We start from the raw sequence: 16,777 nt of genomic DNA on the forward strand, positions 1-16,777 counted from the left end.
TCATTTCTGGAGAGCGAAAATGGAAAAGACACTGGACGATCTGATCGCTCGACTGACCGAGATCCGGGCGGCCGAGGGGAAGAACATCGATATCATTGGCCCAGGTTTGGACTTGGTGCGCGAGTATCAGAAAGCGCCTGGCGGAGAGACCGAGTGTCACGCGGTAAGACTCGGTCTGTCGGCATAGCTCCTAGTTGCCTTATCGCCCCAGCTTTTCCAGGGCTGCATCAGCCAGGAATGACGACCGGCTTTTCACGTTGTGGTCCCTCACGTACCGGTCAATCTGCTGGATGACGAAGCCGGGCAGGGTGACATTGACCTTCTCGGTCTTGCCCAGGTACGGAGTGATGTCGATCTCCAGCATGCCCCAGCCCATGTCGGCGAAGTCAGGGTTGCCCCGGTGCGCTGCTGCGCTGGTGGGCATCGGGATGGCCTGGCCACTGCCGGCGATCTCCTCGAGCATGATGTGGGCAACCTCGACAGCTGCTGCATATGCTTCCTCGAAGGTGTCGCCTGCTGTGGCAGCGCCTGGAATGTCGGGGATCTGAATACCGATGGCGGTAGTGTCGTCGCCCCACTCGATGCAGATTGGATAGTTCATGTGTTCTCCTCGGGGTGCAAAGGGTGAAGCCGGGTCATTTCAACCCGGCTCGTTCCTTGATGCTCTTTACCGTGCCGATCGGTAGGTCTTTCTTGGGGTGGGGCACTGGTATCGAGTTTGGGTTGTTGGGGTGTTTGAAGATGTGGTGGCTTCCGGTGACTCGTTTCAGAACCCATCCAGCGGCTTCAAGCTCCTTGATCAACTGCCTACTTTGCACCTCCGTCTCCTTGTGTGGTTGATGGGATAATTATAACCCTAGGCGCATAACTCGTAAAGAGAAAAGATGCGCCTAGGGTTACTTTTTAGTGGTCGTTCAACGGGCTCGCCATACGGCGGGCTTTTTCATTTGTGCTCCCCGAAAGGGAGGAAATCGGATGCCCAACATGCCAGACAAACCGGACACCTGGGCTTGGCTGCTCGCCTGGCTGAGCCAGCACGCGCCGCTTCTGTATGCCGCCAGCTTGTCCTGCGCCATGGCCGTATTGCGAATTACCTACGGCGGTGGCACGCGCCGCCAGATGCTGGTGGAAGGGGCCATCTGCGGCGGCCTGACGCTCACCATCATCAGTGGCCTGGAGTTCTTTGGCCTACCGCAGAGCATGTCCACCTTCGTCGGTGGTTGGATCGGCTTCTTGGGAGTGGAGAAGGTACGCAACATCGCGGACCGATTCACCGACTTCAAGCTGCCAAATCGCAAAGCGGAATGACCGCGCCACAAAATCGATATGCGCCGTTTCGTGGCGCGAAGGAGAGAAACATGTCTGACCTCAAGATTTCTGCTGGCCATGAGCTTGGTCAGGTTGTGTGCAAGGCGCTCGGCTTGGATGCATCCAAGATCATGTCCATGAGCATCCACATCGAGCCTAACAAGGCCGCGGTCGTCGAGATCGCCCAGTTGATCGAGGAAGTCCAAGGCGAACAGCTGGGCAACGACCTCGCGCGCTACCGGCTGGTGCCGATCGAGGGCTGACCAGTGAACCGAAACCAGATCGCGACCGCGTCCAGTCTTTTCCATACCCGCGACCAGGTGCAGCGCCGGCTGGATACGGTGCTGAGCGGCAAGGGTGTGGCACTGGCCATAACCGGCGACTACCAAAACGAGGCTGTCTTGCACTCGGTGACCGAGCCCCTGGCGGATCACTTCAGGGCTGAGCTGGCCGCGATTGATGACCAGCTCAAGTTGCTGGGCTGGAGCGGCGAGTAGCGCAGGGAGCACACGATGGCCAGAACGCGAGCGCCTTACACACCCTGCAAGCTCTACGTGGACGGCGCCGAGGGCATCGCGGTCGGTGATTTCATCACTACGGCTGCAGGCTCTGCCTACCTGGTGCAGACGCTGCGGGTGAGCCGCACACGGCCCGTGCGCAAGCACATGGACTGCCTGCGCTGGCCGATCGCTGAGGTGCCGCCTGATGCGCGGTGCTACCAGCTGACCTGGTACAAGAGATGAGGAGCACCGGCCATGGCTAAGGTCTACGCCACGATCGTCTGCCGCCATCGCTGGTGGCTGAAGTACTACCTGGCCGGCGTCATGGCCATGTCCCACATCACGGGTCGCGAACCGAACTTGGCTCGCGTCATGCGCTGGATCGAGCGCGGCATCGTGACCGAGGTGCGCTGATGGCCAGGCTCAAGTCGTTGAAGCCAGCAGTGCAGGCCCAGCCTTCGAAGCTTGCCACTGTCAACCCTGACTCCTGGCGTGCAGCGAAGGGGACAGCAGCCCAACGTGGGTACGGGTACAAGTGGCAGGTCGCCAGAGCTGCATGGCTCGAGGCGCATCCGCTGTGCGTGTACTGCCAGCGTGAGGGGCGCGTGACTGCGGCGACTGTCGTTGACCACAGCACTCCACATCGCGGCGACATGAAGGTCTTCTGGGACCGCAGCCAGTGGGTCTCGCTGTGCACCCATTGCCACTCGTCGGTCAAGCAGGCCGAGGAGCGCGCCGGGCAGCCGGTGTGAAGAGGTACCCGCGGGGTTGTGAAGCACGTCAGAGGCGTGCTGCAGGAGGGGTCGAAGCACGTCAGTGGCGTGCCGCAGGGGGAGGGTGGGATAAATGTTAGGGAATCTCACCTAGCTAGACCACCCTTGCCCCCACGTGTGAATTTTTTCCCCGTTTCAGAGGTTTTTGTTAATGGCGTTAACATCCAAAAAACGCCGTTTTGTCGAATCCAAGGCATCTGGTGCCTCGAATCGCGAAGCGGCTGAGGCCGCAGGATACGCGGCGGGCAGCGCATCGGCGGCAGGCTCTCGACTCGCAAAAGACCCTGAGGTGGTTGCTGCCCTCGAAAAGTTAAAGTCGGGCCGAAATGTTAAACCCGAGCTCGAGAGTGAAGACGCTGATCCAGCCCCGGCGGACGAATCGTCCGGTGAGTTGGTTAACCTGCCCTGCACCGAAGATCCACTGCTCTGGCTGATCGCTCTGATGAACAATTCGGAGGCTAAAGTCTTCGACCGCCGCAATGCTGCCCAGGCGGCGCTGCCCTACTGTCACGGCAAGAAGTCGAGCCTTGGCAAGAAAGAGCAGAAGCTCGAAGACGCGGCTAAGGTGGGGGCCAGCGGCAACCGTTTCGCGCTGCGTGAACGTCATTTGAAGGCTGTCAAATGATCAAGTGGACTACTGCATGCCCTGACTGGGAAAGCCGAATCGTTCGCGGACAGTCGCTTGTCCCGCTTGAACCCATCTTCCCAGAGCAGGCAGAAGACGCGCTTGATGTGTTTGGCAACCTTCGCATGGTGGATGCTGACGGCAGCCCCTTGATGGGTGAAACCTGTCGTAGTTGGGTGCTAGACGTGGTTGGCGCGCTGTTCGGCGCGTATGACGCCGAGGCCGGTCGCAGGCTGATCACGAACTACTTCCTGATGGTCAGCAAGAAGAACGGCAAGTCGACGATTGCTGCGGGCATCATGCTCACGGCTCTGATCCTGAACACCCGACCCTCTGGCGAGTTCCTGATCCTGGCGCCGACGAAGGAAGCGGCTGACAACGCCTTCAAGCCGATCCGAGACATGATTGATGCCGATGAGGACCTGCAGGCCAGGTTCCATGTGCAGGAGTACAACCGGATCGTCACCGACAATCTGAACAAGGCGACTTTGAAGGTGGTGGCGGCTGACTCGGCTACCGTAACCGGCAAGAAGGCCACCGGCGTGTTCATCGACGAGCTCTGGGAGTTCGGCAAGCAAGCCAAGTCGGCGAAGATGCTTGTCGAGGCCACTGGAGGCCTGGCGTCTCGTCCTGAAGGATTCGTGTTCTACTGCACAACTCAATCTGACGAGCCTCCGGCTGGTGCCTTTAAGGACAAATTGCACTACGCGCGGAAAGTGCGCGACGGCGAAATCGAAGACCGGCGTTTCCTGCCTGTGATCTACGAATTCCCCAAGGCCATGATTGATCGGAACGAGCACCGCGATCTGGAAAACGCTCATGTAACGAATCCCAACTGGGGGCTCTCTGTCGACCAAGAGGTGATCGAGCAGAAGTATCAGGAAGCTCAGGCAGTGGGCGAGAGTGCTGTTCGCGGCTTCCTGGCCAAGCATCTCAATGTCGAGATCGGCCTTGATTTGCGGTCAGACCGCTGGGCGGGTTCTGATCACTGGGAGTCTGCAGCGGAGGCAGGACTGAGCCTAGAAGGTCTGCTGGAACGCTCCGAGGTAGTGACGGTAGGCATCGACGGCGGTGGCCTTGACGACTTGCTCGGTCTGACCGTACTTGGCCGAGAGCCCGTATCCCGTCGGTGGCTTCACTGGTCGCATGCCTGGGCGCACAACATCGTGTTCGAGCGGCGGAAGGATATCGCCAGCGTGCTGATGGACTTCGAGAAGGCCGGCGACCTGACAGTTGTTGATCGACCAGGCGACGATGTTCAGCAGATTGCTGACATCATCTGCGACATCAGGGATCGTGGCTTGCTTCCTGAAAAACTGGCTATCGGCGTCGATGCGGCCGGCATCGGTGACATCGTCGACGAGCTGACGACTCAAGAGCGCGGCATCACCATGGAGCAAATCGTGGCGGTCTCGCAGGGTTGGAAACTCAACGGCGCCATCAAGACCACCGAGCGCAAGGTGGCCGGCGGTGAAATCGTTCACTGCGGCAGCGCGATGATGAACTGGTGTGTCGGCAATGCGCGCATCGTCCCCCAAGGCAACGCAATCACCATCACAAAGCAGGCCAGCGGCTCGGCAAAGATCGACCCTCTGATGTCGACGTTCGACGCTGTGTCCCTGATGGCCCTGAATCCAGAAGGTTCTGGTGACCTTCAGGGCTTCTTTGATAACCCGATCATGGTAGGAATCTGATGGCCGACAAGAAACCTGGCCGGGTGAAGGCTGCGCTGCAAAACTGGCTCGGTGTGCCTATCGGCCTGAAAGATGGCGCATTTTGGCAGGAGTGGTTCGGCAGCTCCGCATCTGGAAAGCATGTATCGGTCGACAAGGCCATGCAGCTGTCCACTGTTTGGGCGTGCGTGAGATTGCTGTCGGAATCCGTCTCAACACTTCCGCTCAAGCTGTACCGGCGCCTCCCTGATGGATCTCGTGAGGTCGCCAAAGACCATCCACTGTACCGCGTGCTGTGTCGCATCCCCAACGCCGAGATGACCCCGCAGCGCTTCATGCTGCTGGTGGTGGCAAGCATTTGCCTTCGAGGTAACGCCTTCATCGAGAAGAAGATGATCGGCAGCAGGATCATCGCTCTGGTACCGCTTCTGCCTCAGTGCATGAGGGTGAAGCGCCAGGACAACGGGCGCCTGAAGTACACGTACACCGAGAATGGCGTGGATCGCGACATTCCCGAGAAGAACCTGATGCACATTCGTGGCTTCGGCCTGGATGGGGTCTGCGGGATGCTCCCGGTCACCACCGGGCGTGAGATTTTCGGCTCGGCGATGGCGATCGAGGAGGCCGCGGCGAAGGTGTTTGCACAGGGCATGCAGGCGTCCGGCATCCTGAGCAGCGATGCCAAGATCACGCCGCAGCAGCGCGAGCAGCTGCGGAAGAGCATGCAGGCATTCATGGGCTCGAAGAACGCCGGCAAGATCATGGTCGCTGAGGCCGGTTTCAAGTACCAGGGCATCACGATGAACCCTGAAGCTGCACAGATGCTGGAGTCCAGGTCCTTCGGGATTGAGGAAATGTGCCGCTGGTTCCGCGTTCCGCCGTTCATGGTTGGCCACATGGACAAGCAGTCCAGCTGGGCGGCCTCGGTCGAGGCGCAGAATCTGCACTTCCTCACCAACAGCCTGCGGCCATTGCTGGTCAACATCGAGCAGGAGATCACGCGCTGCCTGATCGGCGAGGCCGATGCCGACGACTACTATGCCGAGTTCGCAGTAGACGGCTTGCTGCGCGCTGACAACGCGGGTCGCGCAGCCTGGTACAACACCGCGCTGCAAAACGGCTGGATGTCTCGCAACGAGGTGCGGCGCCTTGAGAACTATCCGCCGATCCCAGGCGGCGACACCTACACTGTCCAGTCCGCACTCGTGCCCTTGCAGGAACTCGGCAAACCGGCAGCAGGCGTGTCGCCGGCAGCCTCGGCATTCATGCTCAGGCTGATCTCGGCGCGCAACAACGACGACCGAGAGGCCATCAACAAAGCGGTCGAGCTGGCCTCCGAGGCCCTAGAAACTGGCAATCCGGACGGCCCCATGATGGCCCACGCGCTGATCTCGATGCCGCTGCTTAAAGCGGCCTGACCTGGAGTAACCCATGACTCTCAAGACACTACCGGCGGCGCCGGCGGTGCGACCGCACGCGCGCGTCGAATCCGACTTGCTGCCCAAGGCGATGGAGCGCTGGAACCCAGCGATCAAGGCCGCTACCGGGGACGACTCCACCACCATCACCATGTACGACCCGATCGGCATGGACTGGTGGACGGGCGAGGGCGTTACCGCCAAGCGCGTCAGCGCAGCGCTGCGCAGCATCGGCGATAAAGACATCACCGTGAAGATCAATAGCCCAGGCGGCGATGTGTTTGAAGGCCTGGCTATCTACAACCTGCTGCGCGAGCACAAAGGCAAGGTGACCGTGCAGGTGCTGGGCCTGGCCGCATCTGCTGCATCGTTCATTGCCATGGCCGGCGATGAAATCCAGATCGCCCGGGCCGGTTTCATGATGATCCACAATGCTTGGACCATCGCAGCAGGTGACCGGAACGACTTCGCGGAGGTCGCTGATTTCCTCGACCAGATCGACGGCACTCTGGCTGAGATTTACTCGGTCAGAACCGGCGATGAGGCCGCCGCGATGCGTGCCCTCATGGATGTCGAAACCTGGATGGGTGGGAGCACGGCCGTCGAGGCTGGTTTCGCCGACGGCCTTCTCCCTTCAGACGCCGCGCAGGAAGACCCGCAGGCCAAGGCGCCCCACCAGATCGCCGCTCGCAGACTGGACGCGATTCTGGCGAAGCAGGGCATGCCCCGTTCCGAGCGGCGATCCCTGATTCAAGAACTCAAGGGGGCACGCCTGGCGCTGCCCCCACCGGTACGCGCAGCGCTGCCGAAACCCCGGCCGATTTGGCCAACCACTTTGCCGATCTACAGGCCGCAATGTCGCGGTTCTCGGCAGCAGCCCTAAAGTAACCGGAGAGAATCCCATGGCAGACAATACCGCTGACCTGCTCAAGCAGGTTTCCGCCGAGCTCAAACAGGCCACCAGCGATTTCAGCAAGCAGGCCGAAAACGCCTTGGCCGAGGCCAAGAAGGCCGGCAGCCTGTCCGAAGAAACCAAGGCGGCCGTCGATGAGATGGCGACCAAGTTCAACAGCCTGACCGAGGCTGAAAAGCAACTGAAAGCACAGTTGGGCGAGCTCGAACAGGAGTTCGCGCGCCTGCCTTCGGCTGGCTCCCCGCAGACCCAGGACAGCCTGGGCGGGGTTGTGATCAAAAGCGAAGCGCTCAAGCAGTTTGCCGCCAGCATCGAAGGCGGCAAGCGCGTCAACATTCCGGTCAGTGCCGCCCTGTTGTCCACCGACGTTCCGGCCGGCATCGTCGAGCCTCAGCGTCTGCCCGGCATCGACACCGCGCCGAAGCAGCGCCTGTTCATCCGTGATCTGATCGCGCCGGGTCGCACCACCGCACCGGCCATCTTCTGGGTGCAGCAGACCGGCTTCACCAACGCTGCCAAGGTCGTGGCCGAGGGCACCGCCAAGCCGTACTCGAGCATCGAATTCGCTTCGAAGCTCACCGCTGTGTCGACCATCGCCCATATGTTCAAGGCCTCGAAGCAGATCCTGGACGACTTCGCGCAGCTGGGTTCGACCATCGACGTCGAGATGCGCTACGGCCTCAAGTACGTCGAAGAGCAGGAGATCCTGTTCGGTGACGGCACCGGCGTGCATCTGCATGGCATCGTCCCGCAGGCTTCGAAGTATGTGCCGGCGTTCGAGGTGGACGAGCGTTCGGGTATCGATGACCTGCGCCTGGCGATGCTGCAAGCCCAGTTGGCGCGCTTGCCGGCTTCCGGTCACGTCCTGCACTTCATGGACTGGGCCAAGATCGAACTGACCAAGGACACCCTGGGCCGTTACATCCTGGCCAACCCGCTGGGCCTGGCAGGCCCTGTGCTGTGGGGCCTGCCGGTGGTGGCCACCGAGGTCGCCGCGTTCATGGGCAAGTTCCTGACCGGTGCTTTCCAAACCGGCGCTCAGCTGTTCGACCGTGAAGACGCCAACGTGGTCATCTCGACCGAGAACGCCGACGACTTCGAGAAGAACCTGATCTCGGTCCGCTGCGAGGAGCGTGCAGCCCTGGCGGTGAAACGCCCCGAGGCATTCATCTTCGGTGATTTCGCCGCACCGGTCGTCCCGAAATCCTAAGTGCTGGCCGCTCTCGTGGCGGCCCCGGAGGCATTCATGAAACTGAAGACCTTGAAACCACTGTATTTGGGCGGCCAGACGCTGGCCGCCAGCACGCCTTTCGAGACCATCGAGCAGCACGGCCGCGAACTGATCCAGAAAGGTTATGCCGAACTGGACGACTCGGATGGCGAGGTGGTGGTGACCATTTCGCAGGAAGATGCGGTCGGCGCGGGCGTGCTGACTTCCAGCAGCCTGAACGTTCTGACTCCGCCGCCCGTCCCGCTTGGTGTAGTCGGGCCTCTCAGTCTCAAGCAAGAGGGGCATGGCAAATGGATCGTCGTCGGCGAAGACGGCAACCAGGTCGGCGAATTCTTGGGCAACAAGGCTGAAGCCCAGAAGGAGATGGATCGTCTGGCTGCCCAGGTCAAGCCTGAGCAGGAGTAGCGTATGTCAGTCATTGCAATCGACATCGCCATGGACCACCTGCGGGCTGACCCTGACGATCAGGTACTGGTGCAGTCACAACTCGACGCGGCAGAGGAGGCGGCGATGGAGTTCCTGAATCGCCGTTTCTACCTGGATCAGGTGTCACTTGACCAGGCCCGTGCGGGTGTCCAGCTGACGATGCAGCAGGCCAGGACGGCGAATGCCGCAGAGGCGACCGCCGCCGATGCGGAGCAAGACCATACCTTGCGCTGCCGTCTGCACGAGCACGCCCGCCAGGCCCTGGCCGAAGCCTACGACCGGGCCGACGCGGTAGCCTATGGGATGGTGCTCAATCCAGCGATACAGGCCGCGTGCCTGCTGAAGCTGGGCCACCTGTATGCCAATCGCGAGGAGGTGGTCACCACTGGCTCGGCCACCGAGCTGCCGCTGGCCTCCCAGCACCTGCTGATGCCTTATCGCGTCAGGATGGGTGTGTGATGAGGGCAGGCCCTTTGCGTCACCGCTGCATCCTGGCCAAGTCTGTGCGCGAGCAGAACAGCACCGGCGGCTTCAAGGAGACCTGGCCGGCAGTGGCTGAGGTGTGGGCAGAGGTGGCCATGCCAACCGGTCGGGTCATGCCCGTAGCGGAGCAGTTGAAGGCGACAGTCACTGCCGAGATCCGCATCCGGCCGCGAAAGGATATCGCTGCCGGCTGGCGGGTCACCGAAAAGCGCACCGGCATTACCTACAAGGTCGAGGCCGCATTGCTCAACAACGAACGGGACATGCTGCGACTACTGTGCTCCAGCGTCCCCAACCCATGAGGTGAAACATGAAAATCCGTGCACTGGGTCCACTGTCCGGCGCCTCGGGCGAACGCGAGAAGGGTGAGGAATTCACCGTGGCCAAGGATTACGGCGAGGGCCTGATCGCTCGAGGCTATGCCGAGGAAGTGACCGAGGCTGCAGCTGCGCCTGCTGCGAAGCCAGGCAAGGCCGATCAGGCCAAGGAGTAGGCCATGGCCCGCCGCTCGAAGATGCGCGGCGATATCCGCCTTCGGCGAACGCTGCGCAACATCCACAAGACGATGGACAACGAACTGGCCCCGGCCATGCGCCAGGCCGCTGAGCGGGTGCTGGCCACCCAGCAGCAGATGATGCCCAAGGACACGGGTGCCGCCGCCGCCGCGCTGAAGATCTACGTCGCGCCCAGCGGCCTGGATGCGCAGATCGGCATTCGCGGCAAGCGCGACAACCGCAAGTTCTTCTACCTGCGCTTCATCGAGTACGGCACCAAGGGCTACATCGGCGGCAAGCGCGCTGGCAACCGTAACCGTCAAGCCACCAACAAGAGCGACGGCGAGCACTTCTTCGGCAAGTACCCGGACATTCCGGCCCGTCCGGCGCATCCGTGGCTTCGGCCCTCCATCGATGTCAACCGCGAGTATGTGATGGCCGATATCGAGACGGCAGTGCGGCGCACCCTGCGCAAGGCAAGCCAGGGGGTGGGCGATGGCTGACCCCTCGGTCGCGCTGCAGGAGGCGCTGTTCGCCAGGCTCCGCGCCGAGGTCAGCTGCCCGATTCTTGATGGGGCGGGCGTCAACGAGCCAATGCCCTACGTATCGATCGACCGCGAGGTCTCCGTCAACGTCAGCCCGATCTCGGGCCGCAAGCGCGAGCAGCGCCTGCTGTACCTGTCGGTCTGGTCTGATGCGGTTGGCCAGGCTGAGGTAAAGCGCTTGAACGGGGAGGTGATCGCCGCCTTGGATGAGCGCCCGCTGGCGCTGACGGTTGGCCGCGCGGTCTCTGTGCGCGTGATCCAGTCCGACGCCCAGCGCGATGCCGATGGCGTCACGTACCAGGGATCGATCACCGTCCGCGTCATCACCACCCACTGATTCACCTACCGGCCGCCCAGCGGCTCAATCCAATGTGCCTTTGGAGGAACACCCATGACCGACAATCTGAACACCGCCGCCGGCTGCCGATTCTGGCTCGGCGGTAAAACTGGCGCTGACACCCAGGCCCTGTATGAGGCCGACACTTACGTGGAGGTCGGCGAGATCGAGGACCTGGGCGAGTTCGGCGACACCTTCAGCAGCGTGACCTTCACGTCGCTCAAGGATGGCCGCGTGCGCAAGTACAAGGGCACCGCCGACGCTGGCGACCTCACCCTGACCGTTGGCTTCGATAACGGCGATGCGGGCCAAAAGGCCGTCAAGACCGCCCACAAGGATCGCAGCAAGGGCGACTACAACATCAAGATCACCCTCAACGATGGCGACCCAACGGCCACGCCGGCGATCAAGCCCACCACGTTCTACATGCGCGGCAAGGTGATGAACAACACCGTCGCCCCGGGTGCCGCCGACAACGTCGTGCGCCGCAACGTCACCATCGGCATCAACTCGGACATCCTCGAGCTGCTGCCGGCCGCCGCTGCCTGATAGGGGGTCACCATGAGCAAGACGCTTCACGGTACCGCTAAAGTACAGGTAGGTAAGCGCACCCTGGTGCTAAAGCCAACCCTCAAGGCCGTGCGCTTCATCGAGAGCCGGTTCGGCGGCTTACGAGCGGCCTCCCAAAGCCTCCATGCGGTGAGCGTAGAAGCGGTAGCGCTTGTAATCGCCGCGGGGGCGGGTATCGAGGGCGAGGATATTGAGGCGTTCACGGAAGAAGTGTGGCACCAGGGCGCTCCCCAACTGACGCCCAGCGCCATTGCTTTCCTGAGCGCGCTCTACAACCCACGAGGCGGCGAACCGGGAAAGGAGAAAGCGGAGAAGGAGTCAGCGCCGTAGAGGACGGCAGCTACGTCGACCGGATGTACTCGGTGGCCGTGGGCTGGCTGGGCTGGCCCCCTGAGGTCGCCTGGAACACGCCGCTTCCTGAGCTGTTCCTGGCCATGGATGCGCGAGTGGAGTGGGCTAGGATGACCCACCCATTCGCCTCCGGCGCCAAGGCTGAGACGAAGGGCGGCAAGCCCAAGCCCTCGGCAGTGGCCGACAAGCTGCGTCATGCTCTGACTGGGAGACAGTCTTGCTAACAAAGCGCATTGACCGTCTTCTTGGTATGGTAGTCATTTTTCGAGAGGAGCCTGCCGTGATCAGGAAGATTGTCTTGGGAGTTTTTGCCCAGTGCGCCGTTATTTCGCTCGCCTCCGCCGCCGGCACCCCGGCATCAAATGATGAACTGGCGGCACTGAAAGTAGCGATGGAAGATCGTTTGAAGGACGCTGATAGTGCAAAGCTAAAAAATGTCAGGATTGGCAAAGATAAAGCAACTTGCGGTCTTGTGAATTCAAAAAATTCATATGGTGCTTATGTTGGATTCGAGCCTTTCATGGCGGTTAAACTCTCTAGCGGTAAGTTCCTTGTTATTGATGTGGGGGAGGCTGCTGGACAAGTTTGCTCAAAGAAAGGTATTTGACCTCCCTTCCAACTTGTTAAAGCCCGCTTTGAGCGGGCTTTTTTGTAGGCGATGAAATGGCTGATCAACAAATTCAAGGAATGCTCGTCCAGATTGAGGCTACCACGGCACAGTTGCGCCGTGAGCTGGCCAGTGCCGAACAGCAAGTTTCGCGCAGCAGTCAGGCGATTGACCGCAACCTGGCTACTGTTGACTCGGCCTTTGATCGCGCCGGCGGCGCGGCGCAGCAAGCGGGAACCCTGATTCGTGGCGCATTTGCGGCTGTTGCCGGCGCCGGGCTGATTGGCAGCATTATCAAGCAGGTAGATGCCTACGGTCAGATGTCCGACCGGATGAAAGCGGCGGCGGGCAGTGCTGGCGAATATCAAGAGGTTCAACAGCACCTTCTACAGACCGCCCAAGAAACTTACCGACCTCTTGCCGAGGCGCAAGAGCTCTATATTCGCACCGCCGATGTAATGCGCACTCTGGGGTTCAATACCCAACAAACTCTGGACATCACCGATAGTTTTAGCTTCCTTCTTGTTACCAATGCTGCGTCCGCCGACAAGGCAGGCTCGGCTCTTGATGCATACTCTAAGGCTCTCGCAACCGGAAAAGTCGATGCGGATGGATGGATCTCAATCCAGACCGCGATGCCGACTATTGTGGATGCAATCGCAAGAGCTACAGGTAAGAGCGCGAAAGAGATTCGTGATCTTGGAGTGCTTGGAAAGCTGTCACTTGATGATCTCAACACTGGGTTGCTCAAATCGGTCGAATTAAATCGAAAAGCCGCAGCCGATATGTCGACAAGCGTCCAGGACGCATTGAACAACATCGGCAATGCAGTCGGCAATTTCTTGGGCGGGCTCGAGGATGAAACGGGAGCTGTAGCAGGCCTCTCCAAGTTGTTGCTAGTCCTGGCCGAACACATTGACCTAGTCGCCGCTGCCATGGGAGCAGCCGGCGCAGGAGCCCTGACAATCTACGCTGCGAAAGCGTATGCAGCGGCAAAGGCAGCATTGGTCCAGCGCGCAGCAGAATTGGATAATGCACGCGCAGCGCTGCGCGGAGCAGAGGCTCAGAGGATCTATGCTCAGGCGCAGGTTCAGCAGGCAGAGGCCTCTGTCGCCGCTGCCACGGGCCTGCAGCGGCTGTCACTGGTACAGACCCAGCTTCTGCCCAAGCAGGCGGCGCTCACTGCTTCAACCGAAGCGCTGACCATCGCCCAGGCGAATCTCACGCGGGCGGCCACGGGCGGCCTGCTCTCGGCCCTGGGCGGGCCGATGGGGCTGGCACTGCTCGCTGGCACAGCTGCAGCAAGCTTCCTGCTGCTGAGGGACAACTCCGACTCACTCGAAAAGAAACTCGGCGACCTAAGCGATCCGCTCGACAAATTGGTGGAGCGCTTCGGCAAGCTGAACAGGGCGACCCAGGCGGTGGCGCTGAGGGAACTGCAGGGCAAGGTCGATGACCTACAGAGCCAACTGAGCCAGACTACGGGCGCGATCGCTGACAAGTTCGAGAACGACCTGCGCGGCATGGGCGCCGCGGGTGTCGATGGCTTCATCGCCGCGTTGGCGCCGATGCCGAAGGAGGCGCAGACGGCGCTCGATTTGGTAAGAGAGGCGGCGAACCAGGCCGCTACGGGTGCGGTGGTCGACTGGAAGGCCGTGGCCGATCAGGTACGTGTCATGCCAGGTGTCACCGAGGCCATGGCCCAGGCGATCGAAACCGGTCAGATCAAAGCATCCGGCCTCGGCGTCGAGCTGGTCAACCTGCGCTCCAAGCTGGCGGAGCTGACCGGCGAAACCGATCGCAACACGGCGTCGACCCAGGCCAACAACGCGGCGAAGACGGGGATGAGCACTGCCGGCCAGACCTACCTAGATACGCTGCAGAAGCAGCTGGCGGGTCTGCAAGACAACGGCGATATGATCAAGGTCGTCAATCGGTACCTGGCTGAGCACACCGAGCTGACAGAGACGGATCGGCAAGCCGCTCTTTCGGCGGCCCACGCCATTGAGGCTCAGAAGAAAGCCAACCAAGGCGCAAAGCAGGAAACCAAAGACGCCACCTCAGCACAGACCAAGCTGAATCAGCAGTTGAAAGAAGCGGAGACCGCCTACCAGCAGTTGAAGAAGGTTTACGATCCTGTTGGCGCAGCAGCTGACGAGTTCAAGAAGCAGACTCAGGCCCTGGATCTGCTGCTCAGCAAGAAGAAGATCACCACCGAAGATTACGGCCGTGCGATAGCCGCGTTGGCCGGTCAGTTCAACCAGGCGGTGCAGGCTTCCACCGGCCTATCCCAGGCCATGAAGTACCAGGCCGACCTTGAGCGTCAGTTGGCGATCGCTCAGCAGCAAGGTAATGCCGCAGCGGCAGCGGTCGGAATGGGCGACAAGCGAGCCGGCCGCGCTCAGTCGCGTCTCGCGCTTGAGCAGGAAAACAACAGCAAGATTCTTGCGCTGCGCGACGAACTGGCCACCGCTTCGAACGAGAAGCAACGTCAGGAGCTCGAGAAGCAGATCGCACTGAGGCAGGAATACGGCGCGAAGCTGGTGCAGGTCCAGGAGGAGACCTTCAGCAAGATTGATGCGGCCCAATCTGACTGGAGTAATGGTGCATCGGCTGCGCTTGAGAACTACCTCGACAGCGCGGCTGACGTGGCGGGTCAGACACAGGAACTGTTCGCGAATGCGTTCAGTAACCTGGAGGATGGGGTTGTCCAGTTCGTGAAGACTGGCAAGTTCGAGTTCAAGGATTTCGCTGACGCGGTCATCGAGGACTTGATCCGCATTCAGGTGCGTCAAGCGGCTGCAGGTTTCCTCAGCTCGGCATTTGGTTTCTTGGGTGGCGGAGGCTCGGCCTTGGGGCAGGGCACCATGACCGGCTTCAGCGAGGGCTCTTTCGTGGCCAATGCCAAGGGCGGCGTCTACGACTCGCCCAGTCTGTCGTCATTCTCGAACCAGGTTCACGACTCGCCGCAGATGTTCGCCTTTGCCAAGGGCGCGGGCATCTTTGCCGAGGCAGGGCCTGAGGCGATCATGCCGCTGGCGCGCGGCCCGGACGGTTCGCTTGGTGTGGTATCGATGGGCACCGGGAACGGTAGCGGCGATCAAGCGCCCATCACCATGGGGAACATCACCCAGCACTTCCACTTCAACGGCAGCCCTGACGGTGTGAGCAAGGAAGATCTGGCCAGGGTCACGCGCCAGGCAACCAATGACGGTTACCAGATGATGCTGCGCGACTTCAAAACGAACGGTGCCGGGCGGCAATTGCTGTCCAAGCGATAACTCGGCACTCACAGCACACAAACCGCTTCGGCGGGTTTTTCATTGGAGCTGCCAAATGGCGGAAGCATGGCCCGAAGACTTGGAGCCCACTGACATGACCTGGGGTGTGGTCTACAACAATCGGGCGTTCACCTCATCGCTGACCAACGCGCAGCAGATCGCTTCCCATGCTGGTGCGTACTGGACCTGCACGCTCAACTTCGGCGTTCTCTACGAAGAGGATGAGCGCGAGCTGACTTCGCTGTTGGGTCGCCTGCAGGGCATGTTCGGCACGGTGAACATCCCGTCGATTACCCGGACCAGGACGGACAACATCGGGGTGCCGGTGGTGGCTTCGGCGATTGCCCAGGCTACGCGCATCCAGCTGCGCGGGATGACCGCCAGCACCAGGGTGTTCAGCCGCGGCGACCACATCACCATCCTCGGCGAGATGTTCGAAGTGGTGGAGAACGTCGACAGTGACGCCGCTGGCGCCGCCACGATCCAGGTCAACAAGCGTATCCGCAAGACCATACCGATTGGCTCTGCTGTCGAGTACCGAAACCCCTACTGCGAGATGCGACGAGTGGATGACACCAACCAGTGGAGCGTTCAGCCGGTGGTTTCGAACGGCAGCTATCAGTTCAGAGAGGCCTTCTGATGCCCCAGTCATTCCCTTTCAGCCAGAGCGTAGTCGACATCATCGCGCGCGGCCGCTTCATGACCGTGTACGCCTGCCAGCTCGACTTCGAGGACGGCCCGGTCTACGCCCACACGGGCACCGGTGATCTGGTGATCGACGGCATAACGTACCTGGGTGTAGGCCAGTTCGGCGAGGTCGGTCAGTCGCAAGAGAGCGACAACTCGAACTCGCCAATGTCGGTGGAGCTGAGCCTCAACGGCCTGGACAGCTACATCATCACCGAGACGAACATCCGGGGATGCCGCGGGCGGTCAGGCAAGCTGCTGTTCGTGGTGTTCGACGAGGCGGGCAACTACGCCGTCGACATCCTGTTCTCGGGTCGCATGGACGCGGCCACCTTCTCCTACGCGGGCAATGGCCAGGACGGCAACAAGATCACCGTTCCCATCGTGGACCGCATGGCCGAGTGGAGCCGCACCGGCACCGAGCGCTTCACCGACGAGAACCACCGCGCGCGCCATGACGGCGACCGCTTCTTCTACGCCGTCGCCCAGCTTTCCGAGTGGCCGATCTACTGGGGCTCCAGCAAGGACGCGCCGACCTTCAACTACGAGAAATAG

General features: G+C 61.2%; 26 protein-coding genes. 24 read left to right on the forward strand and 2 right to left on the reverse strand.

Features of this window, described 5'->3' with window-relative positions; genetic code table 11:
* Positions 1-19 precede the first annotated feature (19 nt).
* A complete protein-coding gene (locus GKC70_RS07210; RefSeq protein ID WP_342650905.1) occupies positions 20-187 on the forward strand; it encodes a hypothetical protein in 168 nt (55 codons plus the stop codon).
* Between the two features lie 12 nt (positions 188-199).
* Here the strand turns inward: GKC70_RS07210 and GKC70_RS07215 are convergent, their stop codons facing one another.
* Positions 200-601, reverse strand: coding sequence for a type II toxin-antitoxin system HicB family antitoxin (locus GKC70_RS07215; RefSeq protein ID WP_342650906.1), 402 nt, complete (start codon positions 599-601; stop codon positions 200-202).
* Between the two features lie 34 nt (positions 602-635).
* Positions 636-818 (reverse strand): type II toxin-antitoxin system HicA family toxin, encoded by a 183-nt coding sequence (locus GKC70_RS07220; protein WP_016715573.1) that lies wholly within the window; start codon positions 816-818, stop codon positions 636-638.
* A gap of 157 nt (positions 819-975) precedes the next feature.
* On the opposite strand from GKC70_RS07220, the gene GKC70_RS07225 reads away from it, so the two are divergent.
* From GKC70_RS07225 to GKC70_RS07335, 23 genes are all read left to right on the forward strand, one after another.
* Positions 976-1,308: a phage holin, lambda family gene (locus GKC70_RS07225; protein ID WP_342650907.1), complete on the forward strand. Its 333-nt coding sequence runs from the start codon at positions 976-978 to the stop codon at positions 1,306-1,308.
* A 50-nt stretch (positions 1,309-1,358) separates the two neighbouring features.
* Positions 1,359-1,571, forward strand: coding sequence for a hypothetical protein (locus GKC70_RS07230; RefSeq protein WP_342650908.1), 213 nt, complete (start codon positions 1,359-1,361; stop codon positions 1,569-1,571).
* 3 nt (positions 1,572-1,574) lie between these two features.
* Positions 1,575-1,805, forward strand: a complete 231-nt coding sequence (locus GKC70_RS07235) for a hypothetical protein (RefSeq protein ID WP_342650909.1) — start codon at positions 1,575-1,577, stop codon at positions 1,803-1,805.
* A 15-nt stretch (positions 1,806-1,820) separates the two neighbouring features.
* The gene (locus tag GKC70_RS07240) at positions 1,821-2,051 is read left to right on the forward strand and encodes a hypothetical protein (RefSeq protein ID WP_342650910.1); all 231 of its coding nucleotides are present in this window, start codon (positions 1,821-1,823) and stop codon (positions 2,049-2,051) included.
* 12 nt (positions 2,052-2,063) lie between these two features.
* A complete protein-coding gene (locus GKC70_RS07245) occupies positions 2,064-2,222 on the forward strand; it encodes a hypothetical protein (protein ID WP_342650911.1) in 159 nt (52 codons plus the stop codon).
* Positions 2,222-2,560 (forward strand): HNH endonuclease, encoded by a 339-nt coding sequence (locus GKC70_RS07250; protein ID WP_342650912.1) that lies wholly within the window; start codon positions 2,222-2,224, stop codon positions 2,558-2,560. Before GKC70_RS07245 ends, GKC70_RS07250 begins: the two co-directional genes overlap by 1 nt.
* 172 nt (positions 2,561-2,732) lie before the next feature.
* Positions 2,733-3,206, forward strand: coding sequence for a terminase small subunit (locus GKC70_RS07255; protein WP_342650913.1), 474 nt, complete (start codon positions 2,733-2,735; stop codon positions 3,204-3,206).
* A complete protein-coding gene (locus GKC70_RS07260) occupies positions 3,203-4,900 on the forward strand; it encodes a terminase large subunit (RefSeq protein ID WP_342650914.1) in 1,698 nt (565 codons plus the stop codon). The genes GKC70_RS07255 and GKC70_RS07260 overlap by 4 nt, the downstream gene beginning before the upstream one ends.
* Positions 4,897-6,297 (forward strand): phage portal protein, encoded by a 1,401-nt coding sequence (locus GKC70_RS07265; protein ID WP_342651479.1) that lies wholly within the window; start codon positions 4,897-4,899, stop codon positions 6,295-6,297. The genes GKC70_RS07260 and GKC70_RS07265 overlap by 4 nt, the downstream gene beginning before the upstream one ends.
* 13 nt (positions 6,298-6,310) lie before the next feature.
* On the forward strand, positions 6,311-7,180 hold the full coding sequence (locus GKC70_RS07270; protein WP_342650915.1) for a head maturation protease, ClpP-related: 870 nt from the start codon (positions 6,311-6,313) through the stop codon (positions 7,178-7,180).
* Between the two features lie 19 nt (positions 7,181-7,199).
* Positions 7,200-8,420, forward strand: coding sequence for a phage major capsid protein (locus tag GKC70_RS07275; RefSeq protein ID WP_342650916.1), 1,221 nt, complete (start codon positions 7,200-7,202; stop codon positions 8,418-8,420).
* Between the two features lie 36 nt (positions 8,421-8,456).
* The gene (locus GKC70_RS07280; protein ID WP_342650917.1) at positions 8,457-8,846 is read left to right on the forward strand and encodes a hypothetical protein; all 390 of its coding nucleotides are present in this window, start codon (positions 8,457-8,459) and stop codon (positions 8,844-8,846) included.
* 3 nt (positions 8,847-8,849) lie between these two features.
* The gene (locus tag GKC70_RS07285; RefSeq protein WP_342650918.1) at positions 8,850-9,326 is read left to right on the forward strand and encodes a head-tail connector protein; all 477 of its coding nucleotides are present in this window, start codon (positions 8,850-8,852) and stop codon (positions 9,324-9,326) included.
* On the forward strand, positions 9,326-9,652 hold the full coding sequence (locus GKC70_RS07290) for a phage head closure protein (RefSeq protein ID WP_342650919.1): 327 nt from the start codon (positions 9,326-9,328) through the stop codon (positions 9,650-9,652). The genes GKC70_RS07285 and GKC70_RS07290 overlap by 1 nt, the downstream gene beginning before the upstream one ends.
* Before the next feature lie 8 nt (positions 9,653-9,660).
* Complete coding sequence (locus GKC70_RS07295) at positions 9,661-9,843, forward strand: hypothetical protein (RefSeq protein WP_342650920.1); 183 nt, start codon at positions 9,661-9,663, stop codon at positions 9,841-9,843.
* Between the two features lie 3 nt (positions 9,844-9,846).
* Positions 9,847-10,347 (forward strand): HK97 gp10 family phage protein, encoded by a 501-nt coding sequence (locus GKC70_RS07300; protein ID WP_342650921.1) that lies wholly within the window; start codon positions 9,847-9,849, stop codon positions 10,345-10,347.
* Positions 10,340-10,726, forward strand: coding sequence for a DUF3168 domain-containing protein (locus GKC70_RS07305; RefSeq protein ID WP_342650922.1), 387 nt, complete (start codon positions 10,340-10,342; stop codon positions 10,724-10,726). Before GKC70_RS07300 ends, GKC70_RS07305 begins: the two co-directional genes overlap by 8 nt.
* A gap of 54 nt (positions 10,727-10,780) precedes the next feature.
* Positions 10,781-11,275 (forward strand): hypothetical protein, encoded by a 495-nt coding sequence (locus GKC70_RS07310; RefSeq protein ID WP_342650923.1) that lies wholly within the window; start codon positions 10,781-10,783, stop codon positions 11,273-11,275.
* Positions 11,276-11,287: 12 nt separating this feature from the next.
* Positions 11,288-11,626, forward strand: a complete 339-nt coding sequence (locus GKC70_RS07315) for a hypothetical protein (RefSeq protein ID WP_342650924.1) — start codon at positions 11,288-11,290, stop codon at positions 11,624-11,626.
* Between the two features lie 301 nt (positions 11,627-11,927).
* Positions 11,928-12,254, forward strand: coding sequence for a hypothetical protein (locus tag GKC70_RS07320; RefSeq protein ID WP_342650925.1), 327 nt, complete (start codon positions 11,928-11,930; stop codon positions 12,252-12,254).
* Between the two features lie 56 nt (positions 12,255-12,310).
* Positions 12,311-15,535, forward strand: a complete 3,225-nt coding sequence (locus GKC70_RS07325) for a phage tail tape measure protein (protein ID WP_342650926.1) — start codon at positions 12,311-12,313, stop codon at positions 15,533-15,535.
* Between the two features lie 55 nt (positions 15,536-15,590).
* Positions 15,591-16,175: a hypothetical protein gene (locus tag GKC70_RS07330; RefSeq protein WP_342650927.1), complete on the forward strand. Its 585-nt coding sequence runs from the start codon at positions 15,591-15,593 to the stop codon at positions 16,173-16,175.
* A complete protein-coding gene (locus tag GKC70_RS07335; RefSeq protein ID WP_342650928.1) occupies positions 16,175-16,777 on the forward strand; it encodes a hypothetical protein in 603 nt (200 codons plus the stop codon). The genes GKC70_RS07330 and GKC70_RS07335 overlap by 1 nt, the downstream gene beginning before the upstream one ends.

Origin of the sequence: Pseudomonas sp. REB1044, from assembly GCF_038813925.1 — a bacterium.
In the GTDB taxonomy this organism is placed as follows: domain Bacteria; phylum Pseudomonadota; class Gammaproteobacteria; order Pseudomonadales; family Pseudomonadaceae; genus Aquipseudomonas; species Aquipseudomonas boreofloridensis.